Annotated in this window: 18 protein-coding genes and 1 tRNA gene; 8 read left to right on the top strand and 11 right to left on the bottom strand. The window is 65.4% G+C overall.

The features are described from left to right. Positions 1-22 precede the first annotated feature (22 nt). From hisH to C7455_RS10045, 9 genes are all read right to left on the bottom strand, one after another. The gene (gene hisH, locus C7455_RS10095; protein ID WP_109667843.1) at positions 23-661 is read right to left on the bottom strand and encodes an imidazole glycerol phosphate synthase subunit HisH; all 639 of its coding nucleotides are present in this window, start codon (positions 659-661) and stop codon (positions 23-25) included. A gap of 4 nt (positions 662-665) precedes the next feature. Beyond that, positions 666-1253, bottom strand: coding sequence for an imidazoleglycerol-phosphate dehydratase HisB (hisB, locus tag C7455_RS10090; RefSeq protein ID WP_109667842.1), 588 nt, complete (start codon positions 1251-1253; stop codon positions 666-668). Positions 1254-1317: 64 nt separating this feature from the next. Further along, positions 1318-2439 carry a DUF1972 domain-containing protein gene (locus C7455_RS10085; protein WP_109667840.1) on the bottom strand — a complete coding sequence of 374 codons (1122 nt, stop codon included), beginning with the start codon at positions 2437-2439 and terminating at the stop codon, positions 1318-1320. Positions 2440-2481: 42 nt separating this feature from the next. Next, on the bottom strand, positions 2482-2727 hold the full coding sequence (locus tag C7455_RS10080) for a hypothetical protein (protein WP_109667838.1): 246 nt from the start codon (positions 2725-2727) through the stop codon (positions 2482-2484). 152 nt (positions 2728-2879) lie between these two features. After that, positions 2880-3566 (bottom strand): YjbF family lipoprotein, encoded by a 687-nt coding sequence (locus tag C7455_RS10075; protein ID WP_170119053.1) that lies wholly within the window; start codon positions 3564-3566, stop codon positions 2880-2882. Further along, positions 3557-5722 carry a YjbH domain-containing protein gene (locus C7455_RS10070; protein WP_109667834.1) on the bottom strand — a complete coding sequence of 722 codons (2166 nt, stop codon included), beginning with the start codon at positions 5720-5722 and terminating at the stop codon, positions 3557-3559. Before C7455_RS10070 ends, C7455_RS10075 begins: the two co-directional genes overlap by 10 nt. A 218-nt stretch (positions 5723-5940) precedes the next feature. Continuing rightward, a tRNA-Gly gene (locus C7455_RS10065) sits at positions 5941-6015 on the bottom strand. Positions 6016-7089: 1074 nt separating this feature from the next. Next, on the bottom strand, positions 7090-10530 hold the full coding sequence (locus tag C7455_RS10055) for a pyruvate carboxylase (protein ID WP_109667831.1): 3441 nt from the start codon (positions 10528-10530) through the stop codon (positions 7090-7092). 150 nt (positions 10531-10680) lie between these two features. Beyond that, on the bottom strand, positions 10681-11826 hold the full coding sequence (locus C7455_RS10045) for an alpha-hydroxy acid oxidase (protein WP_211315474.1): 1146 nt from the start codon (positions 11824-11826) through the stop codon (positions 10681-10683). A gap of 191 nt (positions 11827-12017) precedes the next feature. Here C7455_RS10045 and C7455_RS10040 point away from each other — a divergent pair, with 191 nt between their 5' ends. Further along, a complete protein-coding gene (locus tag C7455_RS10040; RefSeq protein WP_109667827.1) occupies positions 12018-14483 on the top strand; it encodes an ATP-dependent helicase in 2466 nt (821 codons plus the stop codon). Between the two features lie 3 nt (positions 14484-14486). Here the strand turns inward: C7455_RS10040 and C7455_RS10035 are convergent, their stop codons facing one another. Next, on the bottom strand, positions 14487-15083 hold the full coding sequence (locus tag C7455_RS10035; RefSeq protein WP_109668177.1) for a LysE family translocator: 597 nt from the start codon (positions 15081-15083) through the stop codon (positions 14487-14489). Positions 15084-15156: 73 nt separating this feature from the next. Here C7455_RS10035 and C7455_RS10030 point away from each other — a divergent pair, with 73 nt between their 5' ends. Further along, positions 15157-15609: an Lrp/AsnC family transcriptional regulator gene (locus C7455_RS10030; RefSeq protein ID WP_109667825.1), complete on the top strand. Its 453-nt coding sequence runs from the start codon at positions 15157-15159 to the stop codon at positions 15607-15609. Positions 15610-15939: 330 nt separating this feature from the next. On the opposite strand, the gene C7455_RS10025 is transcribed toward C7455_RS10030, so the two are convergent. Further along, a complete protein-coding gene (locus tag C7455_RS10025) occupies positions 15940-16164 on the bottom strand; it encodes a DUF1127 domain-containing protein (RefSeq protein ID WP_109667823.1) in 225 nt (74 codons plus the stop codon). Positions 16165-16330: 166 nt separating this feature from the next. On the opposite strand from C7455_RS10025, the gene C7455_RS10020 reads away from it, so the two are divergent. The 6 genes from C7455_RS10020 (at position 16331) to C7455_RS09995 (ending at position 22894) form a co-directional block, all read left to right on the top strand. Then, the gene (locus C7455_RS10020; RefSeq protein WP_170119052.1) at positions 16331-17557 is read left to right on the top strand and encodes an MFS transporter; all 1227 of its coding nucleotides are present in this window, start codon (positions 16331-16333) and stop codon (positions 17555-17557) included. Between the two features lie 38 nt (positions 17558-17595). Next, on the top strand, positions 17596-18687 hold the full coding sequence (locus C7455_RS10015) for an Mrp/NBP35 family ATP-binding protein (protein WP_109667820.1): 1092 nt from the start codon (positions 17596-17598) through the stop codon (positions 18685-18687). Between the two features lie 550 nt (positions 18688-19237). Then, a complete protein-coding gene (locus tag C7455_RS10010) occupies positions 19238-19759 on the top strand; it encodes a division/cell wall cluster transcriptional repressor MraZ (RefSeq protein ID WP_109667818.1) in 522 nt (173 codons plus the stop codon). After that, on the top strand, positions 19756-20754 hold the full coding sequence (rsmH, locus tag C7455_RS10005; protein ID WP_109667816.1) for a 16S rRNA (cytosine(1402)-N(4))-methyltransferase RsmH: 999 nt from the start codon (positions 19756-19758) through the stop codon (positions 20752-20754). Before C7455_RS10010 ends, rsmH begins: the two co-directional genes overlap by 4 nt. Before the next feature lie 8 nt (positions 20755-20762). Continuing rightward, positions 20763-21119 carry a cell division protein FtsL gene (gene ftsL, locus C7455_RS10000; RefSeq protein ID WP_342767629.1) on the top strand — a complete coding sequence of 119 codons (357 nt, stop codon included), beginning with the start codon at positions 20763-20765 and terminating at the stop codon, positions 21117-21119. Next, on the top strand, positions 21116-22894 hold the full coding sequence (locus C7455_RS09995) for a peptidoglycan D,D-transpeptidase FtsI family protein (RefSeq protein WP_109667812.1): 1779 nt from the start codon (positions 21116-21118) through the stop codon (positions 22892-22894). Before ftsL ends, C7455_RS09995 begins: the two co-directional genes overlap by 4 nt. The last annotated feature ends 13 nt before the right edge of the window (positions 22895-22907 follow it).

Below are 22907 nucleotides of genomic sequence, written 5' to 3'. Positions count from 1 at the left end.
GCCGCAACGGCCCGGGGGCGCCTCAGGGTTTCCAGCGCAGGAAATTGGCGATCAGGCGAAGGCCGGCGGCTTGGCTTTTTTCCGGGTGGAATTGCGCACCCACCACGTTGCGGGTGCCGACGATGGCCGTGACCGGCCCGCCATAATCGACATGGGCGAGCAGGTGGGCGGGTTCTGCCACCTGCATGGCGTAGGAATGGACGAAATAGGCGTGATCGCCGGTTTCGATCCCGGCCAGAACAGGGTGCTGGCTGTCGATCACCAGATCGTTCCAGCCCATATGCGGGACCTTGAGGGCCGGGTCGCGGGGCGTGATCCGCGTCACCTCGCCGGGGACCCAGCCAAAGCCGCGCATATCCTCGTATTCGCGGCCCCATGTGGTCAGCATCTGCATGCCCACGCAAATGCCGAGGAAAGGCACCGCGCGGGTCTGCACGGCCTCCACGATGGCCTCTTCCAGACCGTCGATGGCCTGCAAGCCCCGGCGGCAGGATGGAAAGGCGCCGTCGCCCGGCAAGACGATGCGGCTGGCCCGCGCCACAGCGTCGGGGTCTGCGGTGACGAGGACAGGGCCCGCGCCGGTCTCGGCCGCCATGCGCTGAAAGGCCTTTTCGGCCGAGTGCAGGTTGCCCGAATCGTAATCGACCAGAACCGTGGTCATGGCGCTAGAGGCTGCCCTTGGTGGAGGGAATGGCCTGCGCCTGTCGCGCGTCGGGCTCCAACGCCTCTCGCAGGCTGCGCGCGACGGATTTGAACGACGCCTCGGCGATGTGGTGGCTGTTGATCCCGGCCAGTTTGCGCACATGCAGCGTGATGCCGCCATGGGTCGACAGCGCCTGAAAGAATTCGCGCACCAGTTCGGTGTCGAATGTGCCGATCTTGGGCGTGGGGAAATCGACATCCCAGACCAGATAGGGCCGCCCCGACAGGTCGAGCGCGCTCAGGATCAGCGCGTCATCCATCGCAAGGTGGAAACTGCCGTAGCGCCGGATGCCGCGTTTGTCGCCAAGCGCCTGCGTCAGGGCCTGACCGATGGCGATGCCCACATCCTCGACCGTGTGGTGATCGTCGATGTGCAGGTCGCCCGCGCAACGCACGCTCAGGTCGATCAGCGCGTGCCGGGCCAGCTGGTCGAGCATGTGGTCGAAAAAGCCCACGCCCGTCTGGTTGTCATAGGTGCCCGTGCCGTCGAGCGTGACCGTGACCTCGATCGCGGTCTCCGTGGTCTTGCGGGTGATGGTGGCTGTGCGCATGGCGGCCGCTCCGTCCTGGTTCGGGGGTTCTATAGACGCGACAAGATGGCGGGGGAAGGGCAGGCTAGAGGCCGAGCAGGTCGAAATAGGCGGCCGTGACATCGGCCCAGCGATAGCGGCGCCGCGCGATGGCACGCATCTCGGCCCCCATCCCGTGGGCGAGCCGCGGATCGCTCAGCACCGGTATCAGGGCGCGCAGGGCGTCCGGACTGTCGAAATAGGCAGCGGCATTGTCAGTGGTGGCGCGGTTGAAGCCGCAATCCCAGGCGGCAACGGGCAGGCCGAACCCCATCATCTCGACCAGCGAGGGGTTGGTGCCACCGGCGGAATGGCCATGAATGTAGAGAGTGGCGCGCGCCCGGATCGCATGCAGGCGGCCGGCATCGTATTCGGCATCGAGCAGGCGAATATGCGGGTGGTCGCCATAGCGGGCGCGCAGGGCGCGGCCATGCGGCGTGGCCTGCCAATTGGCGATCATCACCAGCGGGGGGCGCGGCGGCAAGGTGGCGAAGGCGGCGAGGATCGTCTCGAGGTTGTTCTCGGGCTCGGCCCGCGCAAGGGCCAGCGCGTAGGATGGTGGCAGGGCAAGGTCGCAAATATCGGCGGGCGGCACGGCCTGCGCGCGTTCATGGCCATAGGCGATCTGGACCGCCTCGACGCCGTAGCGGGCGCGGACATGGGCGGCGATCTCGGGGTTGTCGGCGATCACGGCATGCGACCAGCGCACGGCCATCGCCTCGGAGCGCTCGAGGATCCTCCGCGCCACGCGGCCCCATTTCGGACGCCGCCATTCGAGGCCGTCGAGATGGGTGATGATGCGCATGCGCGACGTGGCGCGGATCAGAGGCAGGGCGCTTGCACCTGAGACGCCCAGAAGCAGCGCCGTCGCGTGGCCACTGCGCGCCGCCTGCCAGAGCGACAGGGCATCATAGGGGATGGATTGTGCGCCATTGGCCCGCAAGGGCAGGTAGCGCAGGCGAGCCCCTTGGAACTTGTCGAGGCGATTTGCGCCAGCTTGCGGGGCGCTGCACCAGACGGTCAGGCAGTGCGACTGCGCACGCATGGAAGCTGCGCGCACAAGCTCGTCTGCAAGGGTCTCAAAGCCCCCATAGCGCGCCGGCAGCCCAACGGTGCCAAGAATCGCGATCTGTGTGACCGTCACCTGTGCGGGTATGCTGAAACACATGCCCCTCGCAGGGCCATCCTGCGAGGGGCATGTGTCATGTCGTCAGACTTCGCCAGTGAACACGGTCGTGGAGGTGGTGCCGCTGTCGCCAAGGATTGTCACGATGATGATACCGGCGACGAGGGTGGCTGCGATGATCGTGCCGCCCCCGAACGTGGTGCCCAGCAGACCTGCAAGGCCATCGCCCTGGGTTGCGGCGGTGCTGGTCAGCGGTTGAACCTGCTCAGCGTAGGCGACGTTCGCGGCCAAAACGGCGGCCACGATGGACAGCGCAGCGATCTTTTTCATGGCAAAGCCTCCTGATGAATTTGAGATCTTCTAGTATGAACCGCCTTGTCGATCAACAACGGTTGAGCGGTTTCGTGTCTTTTTCGGGATGTGCGGCATCTAAAGTGTGAAAGTATCGAGGGATGGCAAAAATTTCAGCGCGTTGAGAACCGTCAGCGCGCCAGATAGGTGACATCCAACGTGCCGATCTGCGGGCTGACCCATTGCACCGACCGAACGGCAAAGCCGCCTTGATCAATCCAGTAGACGTTATCGTAGGCAATTGTGCCGGCGCGGCATGTCTCGGTCGCGCGTGTCAGCGTGGTCGGACGTTCCGCGATGACGACGGTCTCACGTCCTTCGAAACGCAAGCTGCAGACGTGATTCTCGAAAACCTCCTGACGATCGCCATCAAGATGAACGAGCCTGCGAAGTGTGTCCGCGTCCCTGCGCGCGCCCAGTGCCGTCGCGGTTGCCTGAACGTCGGAGGCCATCAGGTCGAACCCGAGGCCGCGCGTCGACAGCAACACCCCATTCGCGTCCAGCGTCAGCCCGATCTGCTCCGGACTGCGCCAGGTTTCTGTACCGCCATTGCGCCCGACACGGGTGAACAGGGTCGCGCCGCCCAGTTGCGTCGGCACAGCCAGCATGAGCGGCTGGTTCACCTGTTCGACCAGCGCGCGCGTGACCACCGGCGCTGCGGGGGGGGTATCCTCGCCGCCGCGCACTGCATCGAGGGCAAGGTCCGCCACAAGTGTCAGGGCGTTATCCTGCTGCTCGCTGCCGCAGCCGGCCAAAAGCCCCGCGACGCCCAGCATCAGCGCGCCAAGCGTTCCGCGCATGTTCAAGTTCACCGCCATATCAGCCCCTGCGTGTCTTCCAGTTCCGGCCGTGTGTAGTCGGTCACAAGGCCATGCAGCCGTCCGTTGACCGACAGGCGCGCGCCGCCATCGCGTTGGACGGGCCGCACCGTGGCGGATTGGACCGTACGACCGGAATTGCCGGTGAACCATGACAGCGGCACGTCCAGCGTGATGCCCTTGTCGAACGAGCCTTCGCCGAAATCCTCGAAGGACACGTCGGTGAAGGTGGCGAAGGCACCGACGCGCCAACCGTTGTCGAACACGCGCTCAAGGCTGAAGGTCGCGCCCCAGTCGCCGGCCAGATAGCGCCCGGCATCGACCTGCGCCTCGAACCTGTTGCCGAGATCGAAGTAGAGCGAGGCGTGACCGGTGGTGATGTTGTAGTCCTGCAGGCCGAGACCGCCATCCTCGAAGGCCCTTTGCCAGACGTGGTTCACCTCAAGGCCGACGCCGATGTCCGAATTGACCGGCTGCCACAGCAACTCGCCCGAAACGCCGGCATACATCCGCTCCAGATAGCCCAGCGTCAGTCGGCTGTACAAATTGCGGGCTGGTCTGCCGTAATGCGAGACGGTCCCATAATCGAGGTAGATGTCGTTCTCACGATCGTAGAGATAGCCGTCCGTGCGCACCGGCGGCAGGGCGGTGAACCCGATCGACCGGGGCTCGTCCAGGTTGCCGATCAGGGGCGCGCGGAGGCGGCCCTCGGCCACGAAGCCCCCGCCGAAGGCATATCTGGCACTGGCCTGCACGCCCAATTCCCCCCGGAAGGGCGAACTCGGATCGAACAGGCTGCTCCGGATGTAGGGGCCGATATCCCAGGTCAGGCGCTGCGTGGGGTTCAGGATCTGGATCAACTCGGGGTCGTCGGAGGCCAACGGATCCTCGATCACCGCGCGCTCGAGGGCCAGAGCGGCCCCATCCACATCCTGCTCAAGCGCCTCGATGTCGCTGCGGGTCATGCGGACGCGGCTGACATCCATCCCCTCGACCACGAAGACCACCTCGAACACGTCCACGGAATTGGGCATGGTGGCCGTCAGCACGCGCATCGCCCGGCCAAGCGCCATGGACTCGGCATCGAAGCGCGTGTTCTGCACCCGGATCACCGCCCGGCGGCTGTCGAGGGCAAGACTGACCAGCCGCAGGTCGTTCTCATCAAAGAGCCGATTGATGTTGTCGCGCAAGATGACCGGGGCGTCGGGTTGCGAGACCCAAGTGGTGTCATAGGCGGCGGTTTGCGGCGGGCGCACCACGACAGGCTGTGGGGCGGCGTCGATGAAGGAATTGGTCGAGGGCCGGCGTGGATCAAGCGTCAGCGAAAGGCTGATGCCGAAGGTATTCCCGTAGAGATACGAGGCCCCCAAGGTCGCGGAGTCGCTCAACTGATAGGTGGCGCCGAAGTTCAGCGGGCTTTCCACGGTCAGCACGTCGTCCGCGACCTCTTCCAGATAGAGGTCCGAGGAGTATTCCACCTGAAATCTGAGCCGGTCGGTGGCCTGCCATTCGATGCCGCCGAAAAAGGCCGCATCGCCGCGGAAGAACTGGTCGAAGCTGAAAGTGCCCCCGACGCCGAAATCGAGAGTTGGGCGGGTTTCAAAACGGCTGTCCAGAACGCCGAGCGGGTTGGTGAAGCCGCTGCGCTGACCCAGCCGACCCCAGCCGATGCCGAGCGACATTGCAAGCTGGTCCTGCGCGCCGAAGTGGCGGGTGGCAACCACATATTCGCCACCATAGACCCCGGTGCCGGCAAGATCGCGGATGCCGATGGCGACGGCGGGCCACCAGCTTTCTTCTTCGATCGCGAGCCAGTGAATGTCGAAACTGCGGTCGTAGTAGAAAACACCCGGACGCGGGTTATCCGGCCCGGGGCGGAACCCGTCCATCCCGGCATACCGGAACGAGCCGGTGACGCGCGGCAGGAGCTGAAAGCTGAGCGTTCCCCGGGTCTGGTTTGCGAAATACGATGCGGTGACCCCAAGCGTGCCGTCCGGCATGACGTCTGCGGTCGGCATGTCGATCAGGCCGGGCATGCCGTAGTAGTTCAACGTCGGGTGGCTGGCGAGCGTCCGGGTCTCGTTGGTCTGGGCCACGGCCGGATGTGTGCCGACAACGACGAGGGTGATCGACGCAAGAGCAAGGGGGCGCAGCATGGTCCAGGTCCTCGGCAGGCTCGGTCTTGGCGGGTCAGGATCCGCAGCGAATGGTCATGTTGTATCGTTAAGCGGATTCGGCGCAACGTTAGCCATATCCGACCTGTACGATTTTCGGATTTCCCTGCTTCGATGCAATCGTGTCACGGTCGGGACTACGCCATGGCAACGATCGCAAACGAAAAAGCCCGGGTCGATCCGACCCGGGCTTTTACGACTGGAGCGGGTGATGAGATTCGAACTCACGACCCTTACCTTGGCAAGGTAATGCTCTACCCCTGAGCTACACCCGCTCTGTGGAGGCGGTGATTACTGCCAAGCGCGGGGGGGTGCAAGGGGGAATTTCGACGTTTTTCCCTGACCGGGCGGTCAACGTGGGCAAGCCTCGTTGCATTGAAGAAAACAAGTTTCCGGAGCTTGCGTGTTTCATCTGGTCCTTTCCCGGTTGTCCCGGGCTGCAGTCCTATCCGCGGCCGCCCTGTTCGACCTTTCGGCGCTCATGGCGGCGCAATCGCCCCTCGTGCCCGTGTCGATGGAGGTGCATCGCTATGATGAGGTCCTCGCGGCAAGCCGTTCCAACCGCGCATCATGCTGCGCGCCCCGGATTTACGCCAGCGGGTCCGACTTCGATTTCATCCATGTCCGCGTCGTGTTCAACTTGGCCTTCAGCGACATGCTGGACCGCGTTTCAGTGCACTCCAGCGACATTGTGCGGGTCACCCCGGAGGTGCCCGAGGGGCTGGATTCCTTCGGCTACGACAGGCTTCGCGGTGCGTTCGAGGATGCAGTCACACCCTTGTCCGCGCATATCGCCCGCGCGACCGGCCGGCCACTACAGTCCAGACCGCGCTCGATTCGGTCTGGACGGTGCCCCAGACCGCAACATCCGCCACCCTCAGGCTTGGAGAAGGCAACGAGACGCTGGAGATCCGCTTGACCTCTGCCTCGGGGTCTGCCCGCCGGTCGCGCCCGGCAGTCTGGCGCAGTTGGTCGTGACAGGTTCCGAGGCCACAGCGTCGCTGGACGCCGGCGGTGGGCCAGATCGTGCAGCTTGATCTGAGCGTCACGCCGCTTGCCTCGGACGACACACCGCTTGCGGTGGGGCGCGAAGGCTATGGCTTGCCAGTCCGGCAGGTCATGTCGGTCGCCCCGGATGGCGTGCCGATGTTGTCGCTGGGGCAGGCCGTTTTGCGGGGCTGCAGCCGAAGTGGTCGAATTCCATGGACTTGGACAGAGGCGAGCCCGCCCCGCCCGAGGTGGCCGCGCTCTGTTTCCTCGGGGCGCCGACGGCGGGGAGCTGCACGCTCCACCTCCTGCAAGACCCGGTGGCGCAGTTCACCTTGCAAAAGGTCAGGCGCGCGACCGCCCTATTCCAGCTCGATCAGCAGGTCCTTGGCGTCGATCTGGCCGCCGGGCGCGACGTGGACGGCCTTGACCGTCGCGTCACGCTCGGCGTGCAGGCCGGTTTCCATCTTCATCGCCTCGATGGTCAGCAGCAGATCGCCCGTCTTGATCTTCGTGCCCGCACCGACCCCCACCGAGGCCACCACACCGGGCATCGGCGCGCCGATATGGTTGGGGTTGCCCGGCTCGGCCTTGGCGCGTTTCACGCTTGTGGCGGCCGCCTTGCGGTTGGGCACGCGGATGGTGCGGGGCTGGCCGTTGAGTTCGAAGAACACCTTGACCTCGCCATCATCCGTCGTCTCGCCCACGGCCTGCAACTGGACCACCAGCGTCACGCCGGGGTCGATGTCTGCCTCGATCTGTTCGCCGGGTTCCATCCCGTAAAAGAAGGTGCGCGTGGGCAGCGTGCGGACAGGGCCGTAGATCTTGTGACGCGCGGCATAGTCGGTGAACACCTTGGGATACATCAGGTAGCCCATCAGATCCTCGTCATCGACGGCGACCTCCAGCTTCTCGGCCAGATCCGCGCGCGTCGCCTCGAGATCGACAGGCGGCACATTCAGGCCGGGGCGCTCGAGCACGGGCTGTTCATCCTTGAGGATCTTTTTCACAATGCCGGGGGGAAATCCGCCCGGAGGCTGGCCCAGATTGCCGCGCATCATGTCGATCACGCTGTCGGGGAAGGCCACGTCCTTGTCGGGGTCCTCCACATCGGCGCGGCTCAGGCCCTGGCTCACCATCATCAGCGCCATGTCGCCCACCACCTTGGACGACGGCGTGACCTTGACGATATCGCCGAACATCCGGTTCACATCGGCATAGGTCTGCGCGACCTCGTGCCAGCGATCCTCCAGCCCCATGGAGCGGGCCTGCGCCTTGAGATTGGTGAACTGCCCGCCCGGCATCTCGTGCAGGTAGACCTCGGAGGCGGGGGCCTGCATGCCGGTCTCGAAGGCCGCGTAATGCGCGCGTACGGCCTCCCAGTAGTCCGAGATCTCGCGGATCGCCCCGATGTCGAGGCCCGTGTCGCGGTCTGTGTGCTGCAAAGCCTCGACGATGGTGCCGAGCGTCGCCTGAGAGGTGTTGCCCGACAGCGCATCCATCGCGCAATCGACGGCATCGACGCCCGCCGCACTGGCCGCAAGGATGGTGCCGCAAGCAATGCCCGCGGTGTCATGGGTGTGGAAATGAATCGGCAGATCCACCGCATCCTTGAGTGCGGGGATCAGCACCGCGGCGGCGGCGGGCTTCAAAAGCCCCGCCATGTCCTTGAGACCCAGAACATGGGCGCCGGCCGCCTCAAGCTCCTTGGCCATTTTCACATAGTATTTGAGGTCATACTTCGCCCGGTCGGGGTCGAGGATATTGCCGGTGTAGCAGATCGTGCCTTCGCAGATCTTGCCCGTCTCCTGCACCGCGTCCATGGCTGTGCGCATGTTCTCGACCCAGTTGAGACTGTCGAAGACGCGGAATATGTCGACGCCGCTCTCGGCCGCCTGTTTGACGAACCCCTGCACCACATTGTCGGGGTAGTTCGTATAGCCTACCCCGTTGGCGCCGCGCAAAAGCATCTGTGTCATGATGTTGGGCATGGCCGCACGGATGTCGCGCAACCTTTGCCACGGGCATTCCTGCAAGAAGCGGTAGGCCACGTCGAAGGTCGCGCCGCCCCAGCATTCCACGCTGAACAGCTGCGGCAGGTTGGCGGCATAGGCAGGGGCCACCTTGATCATGTCGATCGACCGCATCCTCGTGGCGAGCAGCGACTGGTGTCCGTCACGCATCGTGGTGTCGGTGATCAGAAGCTGTGTCTGATCCTGCATCCATTTGGCGACTGCCGCGGGCCCGTCTTGTTCGAGCATGTTGCGCGTGCCCGAGGGCGGCACCTCGGCACGCAGGGCCGGGGGCCTCGGGTCCTTGACGTCCGCCCGCGGCTTCGGCCGCCCCTCGGTCTCGGGGTGCCCGTTCACGGTGATGTCCGCGATATAGGTCAAGATGCGCGTGGCCCGGTCGCGGCGCGGCTTGAAATCGAACAGCTCGGGCGTCTCGTCGATGAATTTCGTGTGGTACTGGTAGCTCAGGAATGTCGGGTGCTTCAGCAGGTTCTCGACAAAGGCGATGTTGGTCGAGACACCCCGGATGCGGAACTCGCGCAGGGCGCGGTCCATTCGCGCGATGGCCGCTTCGGGCGTCGGCGCCCAGGCGGTGACCTTTTCCAGAAGCGAATCATAGTAGCGCGTGATGACCGCCCCCGAATAGGCCGTGCCGCCATCGAGCCGGATGCCCATGCCCGTGGCACCCCGATAGGCCGTGATGCGGCCATAGTCGGGAATGAAATTGTTGGTCGGGTCCTCGGTCGTGATCCGGCACTGGATCGCGTGACCGTCAAGCTTGACGTCATATTGGCTGGCCGTGCCCGTCGCCTCGGTCAGGGTCTTGCCCTCGGCGATCAGGATCTGGGCGCGCACGATGTCGATGCCCGTCACCTCTTCGGTCACGGTATGTTCGACCTGCACGCGGGGGTTCACCTCGATGAAGTAGAATTTCCCCGTCTCCATATCCATCAGGAATTCGACGGTTCCTGCGCATTCGTAATTCACATGCTCGCAGATCTTCTTGCCCAGCCCGCAGATTTCCTCGCGCTGTGCCTCGGAGAGGTAAGGGGCGGGCGCGCGTTCCACGACCTTCTGGTTGCGGCGCTGGACCGAACAGTCGCGCTCATAGAGGTGGTAGATGTTGCCATGGCTGTCGCCCAGGATCTGCACCTCGACATGGCGGGCGCGCAGGATCATCTTTTCTAGATACCCCTCGCCATTGCCAAAGGCCGCCTCGGCCTCGCGCCGGCCCTCGCGGACCTTTTCCTCAAGCTCACCCTCGCTGGCGATCGGGCGCATCCCGCGCCCACCGCCGCCCCAGGACGCCTTGAGCATCAGCGGATAGCCGACCGCCGCCGCCTCCTTGCGGATGGCGGCCATGTCCTCGCCCAGCACCTCGGTCGCGGGGATGACGGGCACGCCCGCCTCGATCGCCACCCGCCGTGCGCTGGCCTTGTCGCCCAACTGCCGCATTGTCAGTGCCTTGGGCCCGATGAAGGTGATGCCCGCCGCGTCGCAGGCATCGACGAAATCGGGGTTCTCCGACAGCAACCCATAGCCCGGATGGATCGCATCCGCCCCGCAGGCGCGCGCCACCCGGATGATTTCGGGGATCGAGAGATAGGCCGCCACCGGCCCCAGCCCCTCGCCGATCTTGTAGGCCTCGTCCGCCTTGAAGCGGTGCAGCGACAGCTTGTCCTCCTCGGCGTAGACAGCGACGGTGCGCTTGCCCAACTCGTTGGCCGCGCGCATCACGCGGATGGCGATCTCGCCGCGGTTGGCGATGAGGATTTTCCGGAATTCGGCCATCTGGACACGCGCCCTTCTTCTTGCGGTTGCAGAATGTGTAAGGGGCGTTCCCCGGTCCGGCAACAGAATAGACGTCGCGGCCCTGCGCGCAGGCCCCTTGTTTTCATGTGAAAATTGCATGCCGTGGTGCACCGGCGCACCCGGGCACCCTCAGGTGGGCGAGACCAGCCGACCGGCTAGATCCGACAGGCGGCTTGCCCCGATCTGCGCCATGTTGCTGGTCATGTCCTTGACCAGCACGTCATGCCAATGCGCAGGCCCCTCGCGCCCCAGCGCGCCCAACGCATAATGCCACGGTCGGCCCATCATCACGAAATCCGCCCCCAGCGCCAGCGCCCGCATCACGTCGAGACCGCCCGTCACGCCGCTGTCGAAGATCAGCGGCAGGGTGGTCGCGCCCCTGATGTCGCGCACCGCATCAAGGCTTGCCGTCGACCCGTCGAACTGCCGCCCGGCATGGTTCGACACCCAGACGGCATCGACGCCTTCGCCCGCCGCCTGCGCCGCAACCTCGGCCTCCATCACACCTTTCAGAACCAGCTTGCCTTGCCAGCGCTCGCGCAAGGCGCGGACATAATCCCAATCGGGGGCCGCGCGCAGCAGATAGCCCACATGCGCAGTCGAGGGCAGAGGCCCGGTCTTGGTCTGGTCGGCATAGCTGTCCATCAGCCGCATCCGCGGCATGCCGGTTGCCTTTATCCCCAAGGCCCAGGCCGGGCACATCGCCACCTGCGCCAGCAAGCGCGGCGTCAGGCGGGGCGGCTGCACCAGCCCGCCGCGGGTCTGCCTCTCGCGGCGCGAGGCGGCGGGCACATCGACGGTCAGCACCAGCGTATGAAACCCCGCCTCGCGCGCGCGCTTCAACATGTCGTCGCGCATCTCGGCCGCGCGGGGCGGATACATCTGGAACCAGCCCTGATCGCCGATGTCGCGCGCCACCTCTTCGGGGGTGCGGGTGGCCACGGTCGACAATGTGTAGGGAATGCCCGCGCGCGCCGCATGACGCGCCAGAAGGCGCTCGGCCTCGGGCCAGATCAGGCCCGACATGCCAAGCGGCGCGATCCCGAAGGGCACGGGGTGGTCGCGGCCCATCAGCTGCGTCGCCAGATCGGGCTTGATCTCGCCCCTCAGCGCGGCGGGCCGGAACAGCACGGCATCCAGTGCAGCGCGGTTGCGGGTGGTGATGGTCTCGGAGCCGGTCGCGCTGTCGAGATATTCCCACACGAAATGTGGGATACGACGGCGCGCGCGGGCCTTGAGGTCGGAAAGGGCGGGGTATCGGGCATGCAGGTCCATGACGCGCAAGACATCCCGCCGCGCGGGAATTGTCCAGCCCCGCCGGACAGCTTGGGCCCGCCGCCATCCTGACGCCTGCTTTGCCCCTCATCTTTCCACAAATATGCGAGCTCAGGTGCCTCTAAAGGCAAATCAGGAACAATATGAGAACAAACCTTTAAAGACGCGCCCGACCGCTATATCCTGCAATCATGAACCGGTTCGATGACGACATAGGTGAGTCGGACGCCTTCGAGGCCGCCGCAAGCCGCCCCCTTTCCGCCCGCGCCATGGCCGCGCGGCCCACGCCCTATCTGGACGGCTTGAACCCCGAACAACGCCGCGCGGTCGAGACTTTGGATGGGCCGGTCCTGATGCTGGCGGGCGCGGGTACGGGCAAGACCCGCGCACTGACCGCGCGCATCGCGCATCTGCTGCTGTCAGGCACGGCGCGGCCCAATGAAATCCTCGCCGTCACCTTCACCAACAAGGCCGCGCGCGAGATGAAGACCCGGGTGGCCAACCTGATGGGCCAGCCGGTCGAGGGGATGCCGTGGCTCGGCACCTTCCATGCCATCTGTGTGAAACTGCTGCGGCGGCATGCCGAACTGGCGGGGCTGAAATCGAATTTCACCATCCTCGACACCGACGATCAGGTGCGGCTGATGAAGCAGCTGATCAATGCCGCCGAGATCGACGAGAAACGTTGGCCCGCCCGGCAACTCGCCGGCATCATCGACGGCTGGAAGAACCGCGCGCTGACGCCCGACAAGGTGCCGGCGGCAGATGCGGGGGCCTTCAACCGCCGCGGCCCGGAGCTTTACGCGCACTACCAAAGCCGCCTGCGCGATCTGAACGCCGTCGATTTCGGTGATCTGCTGCTCCATATGGTCACGATCTTTCAGGCCCACCCGGACCTGCTCGGCCAATACCAGCGCTGGTTCCGCTACATCCTCGTCGACGAATACCAAGACACCAACGTCGCCCAATACCTCTGGCTGCGGCTCTTGGCGCAGGGCCATTCCAACATCTGCGTGGTGGGCGACGACGACCAGTCGATCTACGGCTGGCGCGGTGCCGAGGTAGGCAATATCTTGCGGTTTGAAAAGGATTTTCCGGGCGCGCAGGTGATCCGGCTGGAACAGAACTACCGCTCCACCGGCCATATTCTTGCCGCCGCTTCCGGCGTCATCGCGGGCAACAAGGGGCGCTTGGGCAAGACGCTCTGGACGGACGGCGAGGATGGCCACAAGGTCCGGCTGATCGGCCATTGGGACGGCGACGAGGAAGCCCGCTGGGTCGGCGAAGAGATCGAGGCGATGGCGCGCGGCACCCGTGGCATGGACCCCGTCAGCCCCGACCACATGGCGATCCTTGTCCGCGCCTCCCACCAGATGCGCGCCTTCGAGGATCGGTTCCTGACCATCGGCCTGCCCTATCGCGTGATCGGCGGCCCGCGCTTCTACGAACGTTTGGAAATCCGCGACGCGATGGCCTATTTCCGCCTCGTGGTCAGCCCCGACGACGATCTGGCCTTCGAGCGGGTGGTCAACACCCCCAAGCGCGGGCTTGGCGACAAGGCGCAGCAATCCATCCAGAAAATTGCGCGCGCCAATGGCGTCAGCCTTGTCGATGGGGCGCGGCTTGCGGTCGAGACGGGCCTGATCGGCGGCAAGGGCGCCAAGGAATTGCGCAGCTTCGTTCATGGGCTGGCGCGCTGGCGCGACCTGATGCTGGGCGGCCTGCGCCCTGTGGGGCCGGGGGCCGACCTGATCGACGACGACCTGATCGAAGAGGACAGGCCCGTCCGAAAGATCAGCCATATCGAACTGGCCGAGAAGATCCTCGACGAATCGGGCTACACCGCGATGTGGCAAAACGACAAAACACCCGAGGCGCCGGGGCGGCTGGAAAACCTCAAGGAACTGGTCAAGGCTTTGGAAGGGTTCGAGAACCTGCAAGGTTTCCTCGAACATGTCAGCCTGATCATGGACAACGAGCAAGATGGCGAGGACCCCAAGGTCACGCTGATGACGCTGCACGCCGCGAAGGGGCTGGAATTTCCCGCCGTCTTCCTGCCCGGATGGGAAGATGGCTTGTTCCCGTCCCAGCGCGCGATGGACGAGGAAGGCGTGAAGGGGCTGGAGGAGGAACGCCGTCTTGCCTATGTCGGCATCACGCGCGCCGAACGGGTTTGCACCGTCAGCTTCGCGGGCAACCGCCGGGTCTATGGCCAGTGGCAAAGCCAGATGCCGTCGCGCTTCATCGACGAATTGCCCGAGGATCATGTCGAGGTGCTGACGCCCTCGGGGCTGCATGGCCATTCCGGCATGGGGGCCAGCGCCAGCCCGATGGCGGGCATGATGGCGGGCAGCGACCTGCATGCGCAAGCGGCGCGCGCAGATGTCTACAACTCGCCCGGCTGGCGGCGGCTGCAGACCAATCAGACCCGCCCCGGTCTGCGCCAACCGTCGGAGGCTCGGCACATGACCATCGACGCCGAAGCCATCAGCGCCTTTGCCATCGATGACCGCGTGTTTCACCAGAAGTTCGGCTATGGCACGGTAACCTCGGTCGAGGGCGACAAGCTGGGCATCGCCTTTGACAAGGCAGGCGAGAAACATGTCGTCGCGCGCTTTTTGGTCAGCGCCGACGCGGCCGATGACGTGCCGTTCTAGGCGTCACCCCGTCAGCATCGGGTAAAGCGACGCGACCAGCAAAAGCGCCATCGTGATGTTGAAGGCGCGCAGCCGCCCCGGCGCCGCGAGCCAGCGCCGCAACTGCGTGCCCAAAGCCGCCCAGACGGTGACCGAGGGCAGGTTGACCATTGCAAAGACCACCGGCACGACCAGCGCGCCGGTCCAGGCAGAGGTCTCGGGCGCGAAATGGGTCTGGGCGTAGATTGCCATGTACCATGCCTTGGGGTTCACCCACTGAAAGGCTGCGGCCTGCAGGAAGCCAAAGGGTTGGGTATCGGTTCGGGCGGCATCGGGGGCTGCCGCATGAGCGATCTTCCACGCCAGATACAGCAGGTAGCCCGCACAAACCGCCATCAGCGCAGACCGAAGCCCGGGCAGCGCCTCGAACACCTGCAGCAAGCCCAGCCCGATCAGCGCCACCATGACCGCATGGCCGACGGAAATGCCCAGCATATGCGGCACCGTGCGCCTCAGCCCGAAATTCGCGCCCGAGGCCAGAAGCATGATGTTGTTCGGCCCCGGCGTGATGGACGAGGCGAAGGCGAACACGATCAGGGCAAGGATCAGGTCTGTGGTCATGCCGGCCAGATTGCGCGCGACGGCCCGCAATGAAACCGCTATTCGTGAGAAAAACGGCCCATCGGTGCAACGAATGACGGAAATCGACGAAAAGGACCGCCAGATATTGCGCATCTTGGCCCGTGAGGGGCGGATCAGCAACCTTGAACTGGCCGAGCGCGTGGCGCTGAGCCCCTCGGCCTGTTCGCGGCGGGTGCAGGCGCTTGAGGCCTCAGGCGTGATCGCGGGGTATCGGGCTGTCCTCTCGCCCGAGCGTTTGGGGGTGGGCTTTACCGCCTATCTGACGGTCGGTCTGTCCGAACACACCAAGCGCGTGCAAGAGGCGTTCGAGCGCGCCATGCGCGCCGCCCCCGAAGTGCGCGAATGCCACAACATCACCGGTGCGGTGGAATATCTGCTGCGCGTCGAGGTATCGGATCTGCGCGCCTACAAGCGGTTTCATACCGACATCTTGGGCGCGCTGCCGCAGGTGGCCACGATCACGACCTATGTGGTGATGGGCTCGCCCAAGGATGACCGCGGCTGAAGGCTGCCTCCTGACATGAAAAAGGCGGCGGACCCAAGGGAGGAGGAGGGCCCGCCGCCAGCATCAAGCGCCAAGGGAGGAGGAGGCGCCGATCTGCGGTGCCCGGGCCGTGGCCGGGGCGGAATGTCGTGGCGGCGGGGCCAAGGGAGGAGAAGAACCCCGCCGCCGGTCGTCACGGTTCCCAAGGGAGGAGGAAGGAACCGATCCGTGTGGTCCGTTGCCGGACCGGGTATTTGCGGACCCACCCAAGAGGGAGGAGGAGGCGGACCCGCGAGCGGGGCGATCCAAGGGAGGAGGAGGATCGCCGCGCTGTTTCGAAATTCGTCGGGCTCAGCCCTTCTTGCCGTAGGCCGCTTCCAGTGCGATCGAGCGCAACATGGTCGGATTCAGGCCAAGGTCGTTCAACTCGCGGGCCGACAACCCTTGCAATTCGCGCAGCGTCTGCCGATAGATGCTGTGCGCGCGCCAGGCCGCTGCCAGATCCTTGCGGATATCGGCAAAGCGGTCGCCAAGGCTCAGCGCGGCGGTGGTACGGTTGCTCGAAACATATGCCATATCGTTTTTCTTTCCTCTTTCATCGGGGATGCGCCGGATTGCGCTAACATCTGACCCCGTGGGGCGCGGTCTTGTTCGCCCCTGTTGAAAACGAAGATAAGCGAATGCTGCGAATGCACAATAGCGCATGCCTCAATGCTGCTTTGCAGCAAATGCATGGCTGGGGATGACGTTGCGGCACCTGCATCTTGACAGGAATACCCTTGCCGGCGGTGCGTTTACGGACGGCCAGTTCCGCCTCTTCTTTCTGGGCATCTTCTTTGCAGTGCAGGCGATCTGGGTCCAGCGGGTCACTCTGGGCTGGCTGGCGTGGGAGCGCACCGGATCGGCAGGTTTCGTGGGGCTGGTCGCGGGCCTGAGCCTTGCGCCCGCATTGGTGCTGGGGCCGTTTTTCGGAGTGATGACCGACCGGGTCGACATTCGCCGCGCCTCTTTCGCCACCAATGGGTCCATGGCTCTGGTTCTGGCGGCGCTGGCGCTGGCATTGCCTTGGACGGGTTCTGTGGCGCTGATCGTGGCGGCATTGGCCATCGGGGTGATTTCTTCGGCGCATCATCCGGTGCGGATGTCGCTGGGGCCACGTCTGGTTCCCACCGAACTGGTGCAGCATGTGGTCACCGTGCAGGCACTCAACTTCAACCTTGCGCGCCTCGTCGCCCCGGTCATCGCCGGTTGGGTCATCGCCACCGCAGGGGCCGAGGTGGCGCTTTGGGTTTCGGTCCTGTGCTACATGCCGATGCTGATGGTGCTGCCCCGTCTTGTCCCCCGCGCCTTGCCGCCGCGCCCGCCCGCCTCGGTTCTTGCCGATCTGCTGGACGGTATGCGCTATGCGCTGACCGATCCGCTGGTGCGCAATGCGCTGCTTTTGACGCTGGCATTCGCCATGGCGGTGCGCGGCGCGCTCGAGGTGTTGCCGGTGCTGGCCGATGGCGCCTTTGGCCGGGGGGCGGCGGGCTTGGGCATGCTGACGGCGGCGGCGGGGGCGGGCGCGATTTCCTCGGCCCTTCTCAAGGCGGTGGGCCTCGGGGCGTTCGGCGCGCGGATCGCGCCCGCCGTCTTGTGGGCCGCGATGGCGGGGCAGGGCGCGGTGATCGCCATGGGCCTGTCGCCGGTCTGGCCCCTGGCCATCGCCTCGGTCGCGGTCGCGGGGTTCTGTTCAACATGGGTCGGCGTGAGCATGCAGGCGGCGATCCAGACCGACCTGCCCGACGGCTACCGTGGCCGCGTCATGAGCCTGTGGATCGTGATGGGCTTTGGCAGCGTCGCCTTGGGGGCCTTTGCGGTGGGCGGACTGGCCGAATGGATGGGAATTTCCTGGGCGCTGGTCGTGGCTGGCATGGTCGGCGCGCTGGCCCAACTGGCGATCATTCTGGGGATGCAGAGGCGCGGCTGACGGCCTATGTCTGCGGCAACACCGGCAGGAGGCCCAAGATGACACAGACCCGCGAAACCATCCTTGACGCGCTGCGCGGCCTGACGCTTCCCGATGGCGGCGATGTGGTCAGCCGCGACATGGTGCGCGCGCTGCGGGTGGACGGCGGAAAGGTCAGTTTCGTTCTCGAGGCCGAAAGCCCGGAGCTCGCTGCAAGGATGGAGCCGGTGCGGTTGGCCTGTGAAGGTCTGGTGCGCAAGCTTCCCGGCGTCGAACAGGTCAGTGTTGCGCTGACCGCACATGGCCCGGCGGCCAAGGCCATGGCGCGCCCCGCCGGGGCCGAGCCGCCCAGCCTCAAGATCGGCGGTCACCCGACGCCGCAGGCCGGACCGATGCGGCCCACGGGCGTGAAACGCATCATCGCCATCGGCTCTGGCAAGGGGGGCGTGGGAAAATCCACCGTGTCCTCGAACCTCGCCGTGGCGCTGGCGCGGGCGGGCAAACGGGTGGGGCTGCTGGATGCGGATATCTACGGGCCGTCCCAGCCGCGCATGATGGGCGTGAACAAGCGCCCGTCCTCGCCCGACGGCAAGACGATCATTCCGCTGCACGGCCATGGCGTCACGCTGATGTCCATCGGCTTCATGCTGCCCGAGGACAAGGCCGTGGTCTGGCGCGGGCCGATGCTGATGGGGGCGCTGCAACAGATGCTGACGCAGGTGGAATGGGGCGAGCTGGATGTGCTTTTGGTCGATCTGCCGCCGGGCACCGGCGATGTGGCGATGACGCTGTGCCAGAAATCCGAGGTGACCGGCGCCATCGTGGTCTCGACCCCGCAGGATGTGGCGCTTCTGGATGCGCGCAAGGCGCTCAACATGTTCGATGTCCTCAAGACGCCGATCCTTGGCCTGATCGAGAACATGGGCGTCTACCATTGCCCGAATTGCGGGCACGAAGCGCATATCTTTGGCGAGGGCGGTGTGAAGGCCGAGGCCGCCCGGCTGGGCCTGCCGTTTCTGGGCTCGCTTCCCATCGACCTCGACACGCGGCTGGCAGGCGACGCGGGCACGCCAATCGCGGCGGGCGACAGCCCGATGGCGCAGGCCTATGCGGCGCTGGCCAAGCGGTTCATCGACGCCGGAATCGTCTGATCGTTGCCCCCACAAAGAGGGTGATTCGCGGCCCATTCGGCACGATCAGCGCCAGAAGAGCCGGTTTTCCCGCCTTGATCCGATTTTTTTGGGTTTCTGTCCCATGGCGTCCCATGAGCCATGGCGCCGCTATATATGGGGCTTTGTCATCCTGACAGCACAACCCATGGTCTTATGGTGGGCCTTAGCACCCCCACATCCTGTTCCGGCGACCCCTGAAATCCCACATCTTGGGAGTTTTTCCCAAAAAAAGGATTTGCATGGGAATTCTCTCCATGGCATCACTAGGTCATCGGCAGACGAGATAAACGACAGGCCGCAACGGTCTGAACAAAAACAAAAAACGGCAGGTTCATACAGGCATCTCCAACGCCAGAAAAAAGAGATCCGGCGCGCAAGCGAGCAGACATCCCCCCAGGTGGCCTGCGCAGTCGGACACCCAGCAATGGGACGAGGACGGCGGATTGAGCAGTGGCAGCTTGCTCGATCCGCCGCTTTCGTTTCGGCGGCCAGAATGCGGCCGGATTGAGGCATAAAAAGGGCAAAGCCCGTGGATCGCAGGTTTCAAGGCGAAAGCCTGAACAAGGTGGATGGAAAGGGTCGGGTGTCTATCCCGGTCAAGTTTCGTCGTGTCTTGCAAAACTGCGACAGCCAATTTGCGCCCGGTGGGGCAGCACGGCTTTATCTCGCCTATGGCGACCCCAACAAGAATTACCTCGAATGCCTCACGGGCGATGCCTATGACGCGATAGACAAGCTGATCCAGTCGCTGCAGCCGGGATCGAAGCTGCGTCTTGCGCTGAGCAAGCTCTACTACGCCAAATGCGACGAGATGAACCTCGACGAGACCGGGCGTATGGTCTTGCCACAGGCCGCGCGCGACAAGATCGGGCTGGGCGAAGAGGCGCTGTTCGAGGGCAATGGCGAGAAGTTCCATATCATGAACCCGGAGCAGGGCGCGGTGGAGGATCAAGACCTCATTGCGTTGCTGGCGGAACTGGGCGGCAATGACCCGCATTTCGATCCGCTGTCGCTGGCCGTCGTGGGCGGTGCGGCCGCCGTATCGGAATGAGTGCCCGACGCCCCGCAGGTCCGGCGCGCGCGCCGCATGTCCCGGTTCTTTTGCGCGCGCTTCTCGAGGCCGTGGCCCCCGTGGCTGGCGTCTGGGTCGATGGCACCTTCGGCGCGGGGGGTTACAGTCGCGGCCTGCTGGAGGCGGGGGCAGCGCGGGTGATCGGCATCGACCGCGACCCCTTGGCCTTTCAGATGGCGGCGGATTGGGCGGGCGGGTATGGCGACAGGCTGCGGCTGGTCGCCGGCACGTTTTCAAACCTTGATAGGCTGGCGGGTGAAGCGCTGGACGGTGTCGCCCTCGATCTGGGCGTGTCCTCGATGCAGCTTGACCGGGCGGAGCGGGGGTTTTCCTTCATGTCGGACGGGCCGCTCGACATGCGGATGGGTCAGAGCGGTCCCTCGGCCGAGGATCTGGTCAACGACGCCCCCGAAGAGGTCATCGCCGACGTGCTCTACCATTACGGCGAGGAACGCGCGGCGCGCCGCATCGCCAAATCCATCGTCACGGCCCGCGCGCAGGCGCGCATCACCACCACCTTGCGGCTGGCGGGCATCGTCGAGGGGTGCCTGCCGCGCAAGAAACCGGGGCAAAGCCATCCCGCAACCCGCAGCTTTCAGGCGATCCGCATCGCGGTGAATGACGAATTCCGCCAATTGGCCGAGGGGCTAGATGCGGCCGAACGCGCCTTGAGGCCGGGCGGCAAGCTCGCTGTCGTGACCTTTCATTCGCTCGAGGACCGGGTGGTCAAACGCTACATGGCCGACCGGTCCAGCACCGGCGGCGGTGGCTCGCGGCATGCGCCCGAACCCGGGGCGCGGGTGCCAACCTTTGATCTGACGCCGAAAAAGGCCATCGCCCCCGATGAGGCCGAACTGGCCGTGAACCCGCGCGCGCGTTCGGCCCGGCTGCGCGTGGCGACCCGCACCACGGCTCCCGCCTCGCCCGTCGACCGGGCGCAGCTGGGCCTGCCGCAGCTGACCGAGGTGTTTTGATGCGTGGCATGTCCAGCGTCGTCTTCTTGCTTGCCGTGATCGCGCTTGGCTACTGGGCCTACGGTCAGACCATCCTCACCCAGCAGGCCGAGCGCCGCGTAGACCAATTGCAGCGCCAGATCGGTGCAGAACGCGATCGCCTTGCCATCCTGCGCGCCGAATGGGCCTATCTCAACCGGCCCGACCGCCTGCGTGAACTGGCCGATTTCAACTTCGAGCGGCTGCAGCTTCTGCCGCTTGCGCCCGAACAATTCGGCCGCGCGACGCAGATCCCCTATCCACTGCCGCCCGAACCTGAGCCCGAGTTTGAAGAAACCCTGCTGGGCAATGCCTCCGGCTCTGAGAGAGAGGAACGGATCCCATGACCCCGCGCACGCCGCTTCGCCCGCTTGCCCGCATCCTCGAGGCGCGCGCGCGGGGCGAAAACCCCGATGCGATCGAACGCGAGAACCTGCGACTGCGCCATGAGGCCGTGCGCGACCGCCTGCGTCAGCGCGCCGAAAGCCGGTTGCTGCTCCTGTCGCTGGTCTTTTTGCTGGCCTTCGGGTCGGTCGGCGTGCGCATGGCGGCCTTGGCCACCACCGAAGCGGTCGAACCGCGCGTCGCGCGCTCCGCGTCGATCCACGCAACGCGTGCCGATATTGTCGACCGGCATGGCCGCGTTCTGGCGACGAATTTCGCCACCAACGCGCTTTACGCCCATCCCCACGAGATCGTCGACGCCCGCGCCGCCGCCGATGGTCTGGCCGAGATCTTTCCCGAGATGGATGCCGACACGCTTTACACCCGCTTTACCTCGGAACGCCGGTTCTTGTGGTTGCGGCGCTATCTCAGCCCGGAACAGGAACAGCAGGTGCATGATCTTGGCGATCCGGGCCTGCTTTTCGGCCCGCGCGAGATGCGGCTTTACCCCAATGGCGCGATTGCCGCGCATGTTCTGGGCGGTGCGGGCTTCGGCCAAGAAGCGGTGAACGCCGCCGAGGTGATCGGGGTGGCGGGCATCGAGGCGCGCTTTGACGAGCAGCTGCGCGATCCGGGCCAGACCGGGCCGCTGACACTGTCCATCGACCTGACCGTTCAGGCCACGATCGAAGAAGTGCTGGCGGGCGGCATGGCGCTGCTCAATGCGCAAGGGGCGGCCGCCGTCTTGCTGGATGTGCATACCGGTGAGATCATCGCCATGGCCAGCCTGCCCGATTTCGACCCCAACGCCCGTCCGCGTCCCGCGCTCGAGGGCGATCCGGCCGACAGCCCGCTGTTCAACCGCGCGGTGCAGGGCGTTTATGAATTGGGCAGCGTGTTCAAGGCCTTCACCATCGCGCAGGCGCTCGATCTCGGGCTTTACAACACCGATGACATGATCGACACGCGCGGGCCGCTCAGGGTCGGGCGGTTTGCGATCAGCGATTTCCGCAGCTATGGTCCGTCGCAATCGGTCCATGACGTCTTTACCCATTCCTCCAACATCGGCACCGCGCGCATCGCGCAGGTGATCGGCGGCGAACGCCAGCGGGAATTTCTCGCCGCACTTGGCCTGCTGGAACCCACCCCGGTGGAACTGGTCGAGGCGACGAACGCCCGCCCGCTGTTGCCGCCGCGCTGGGGCGAGTTGTCGTCGATGACGATTTCCTACGGCCATGGCTTGTCGACCTCGCAACTGCATCTGGCTGCGGCCTATGCCACCATGGTCAATGGCGGCACGCGGATCCGCCCGACCCTGTTGCGTCAAGACGAGCCGCAAGCGGGCGAGCGGGTGATTTCCGAGGCGACCAGTCAGGCCATGCGCGGGTTGATGCGCGCCACCGTGACCGAAGGCACCGCCAGTTTCGGCGAGGTCGAAGGCTATGCCGTGGGCGGCAAGACCGGCACCGCCGACATGCCGCGCCCTACGGGCGGCTATTACAGCGACCGCAACCTTGTCACCTTTGCTTCGGCCTTTCCGATGCATGACCCGCGCTATGTGCTGATCACGACGCTGCAGGAACCGGTGGAAACCTCCGGGCCGGAGCCGCGCCGCACCGCAGGCTGGACAGCCGTGCCTGTCGCGGCCGAGATCATTCGCCGCACGGCCCCGCTGATGGGCCTCAGACCAGAGATTGAACCTTTGGATGCCTATGCGCTATCCAGCGCCTCGAGATGACCGCTGACGCGGT

Origin of the sequence: Roseicyclus mahoneyensis, from assembly GCF_003148775.1 — a bacterium.
GTDB lineage: Bacteria > Pseudomonadota > Alphaproteobacteria > Rhodobacterales > Rhodobacteraceae > Roseicyclus > Roseicyclus mahoneyensis.
The sequence above is the reverse complement of the archived record's forward strand: the minus strand, read 5'-3'. Positions and strand labels throughout refer to the sequence as shown.

What these genes read in the sequence shown, in the direction of transcription:
- ftsL (WP_342767629.1), top strand. Translation starts at nt 20,763, where the DNA reads ATGTCCAGCGTCGTCTTCTTGCTTGCCGTGATCGCGCTTGGCTACTGG.
- C7455_RS10080 (WP_109667838.1), bottom strand. Translation starts at nt 2,727, where the DNA reads ATGAAAAAGATCGCTGCGCTGTCCATCGTGGCCGCCGTTTTGGCCGCG.
- C7455_RS10020 (WP_170119052.1), top strand. Translation starts at nt 16,331, where the DNA reads ATGACGTTGCGGCACCTGCATCTTGACAGGAATACCCTTGCCGGCGGT.
- hisH (WP_109667843.1), bottom strand. Translation starts at nt 661, where the DNA reads ATGACCACGGTTCTGGTCGATTACGATTCGGGCAACCTGCACTCGGCC.
- C7455_RS09995 (WP_109667812.1), top strand. Translation starts at nt 21,116, where the DNA reads ATGACCCCGCGCACGCCGCTTCGCCCGCTTGCCCGCATCCTCGAGGCG.
- C7455_RS10085 (WP_109667840.1), bottom strand. Translation starts at nt 2,439, where the DNA reads ATGTGTTTCAGCATACCCGCACAGGTGACGGTCACACAGATCGCGATT.
- C7455_RS10070 (WP_109667834.1), bottom strand. Translation starts at nt 5,722, where the DNA reads ATGCTGCGCCCCCTTGCTCTTGCGTCGATCACCCTCGTCGTTGTCGGC.
- C7455_RS10030 (WP_109667825.1), top strand. Translation starts at nt 15,157, where the DNA reads ATGACGGAAATCGACGAAAAGGACCGCCAGATATTGCGCATCTTGGCC.
- C7455_RS10040 (WP_109667827.1), top strand. Translation starts at nt 12,018, where the DNA reads ATGAACCGGTTCGATGACGACATAGGTGAGTCGGACGCCTTCGAGGCC.
- C7455_RS10025 (WP_109667823.1), bottom strand. Translation starts at nt 16,164, where the DNA reads ATGGCATATGTTTCGAGCAACCGTACCACCGCCGCGCTGAGCCTTGGC.
- rsmH (WP_109667816.1), top strand. Translation starts at nt 19,756, where the DNA reads ATGAGTGCCCGACGCCCCGCAGGTCCGGCGCGCGCGCCGCATGTCCCG.
- C7455_RS10045 (WP_211315474.1), bottom strand. Translation starts at nt 11,826, where the DNA reads ATGGACCTGCATGCCCGATACCCCGCCCTTTCCGACCTCAAGGCCCGC.
- C7455_RS10075 (WP_170119053.1), bottom strand. Translation starts at nt 3,566, where the DNA reads ATGGCGGTGAACTTGAACATGCGCGGAACGCTTGGCGCGCTGATGCTG.
- C7455_RS10035 (WP_109668177.1), bottom strand. Translation starts at nt 15,083, where the DNA reads ATGACCACAGACCTGATCCTTGCCCTGATCGTGTTCGCCTTCGCCTCG.
- hisB (WP_109667842.1), bottom strand. Translation starts at nt 1,253, where the DNA reads ATGCGCACAGCCACCATCACCCGCAAGACCACGGAGACCGCGATCGAG.
- C7455_RS10015 (WP_109667820.1), top strand. Translation starts at nt 17,596, where the DNA reads ATGACACAGACCCGCGAAACCATCCTTGACGCGCTGCGCGGCCTGACG.
- C7455_RS10055 (WP_109667831.1), bottom strand. Translation starts at nt 10,530, where the DNA reads ATGGCCGAATTCCGGAAAATCCTCATCGCCAACCGCGGCGAGATCGCC.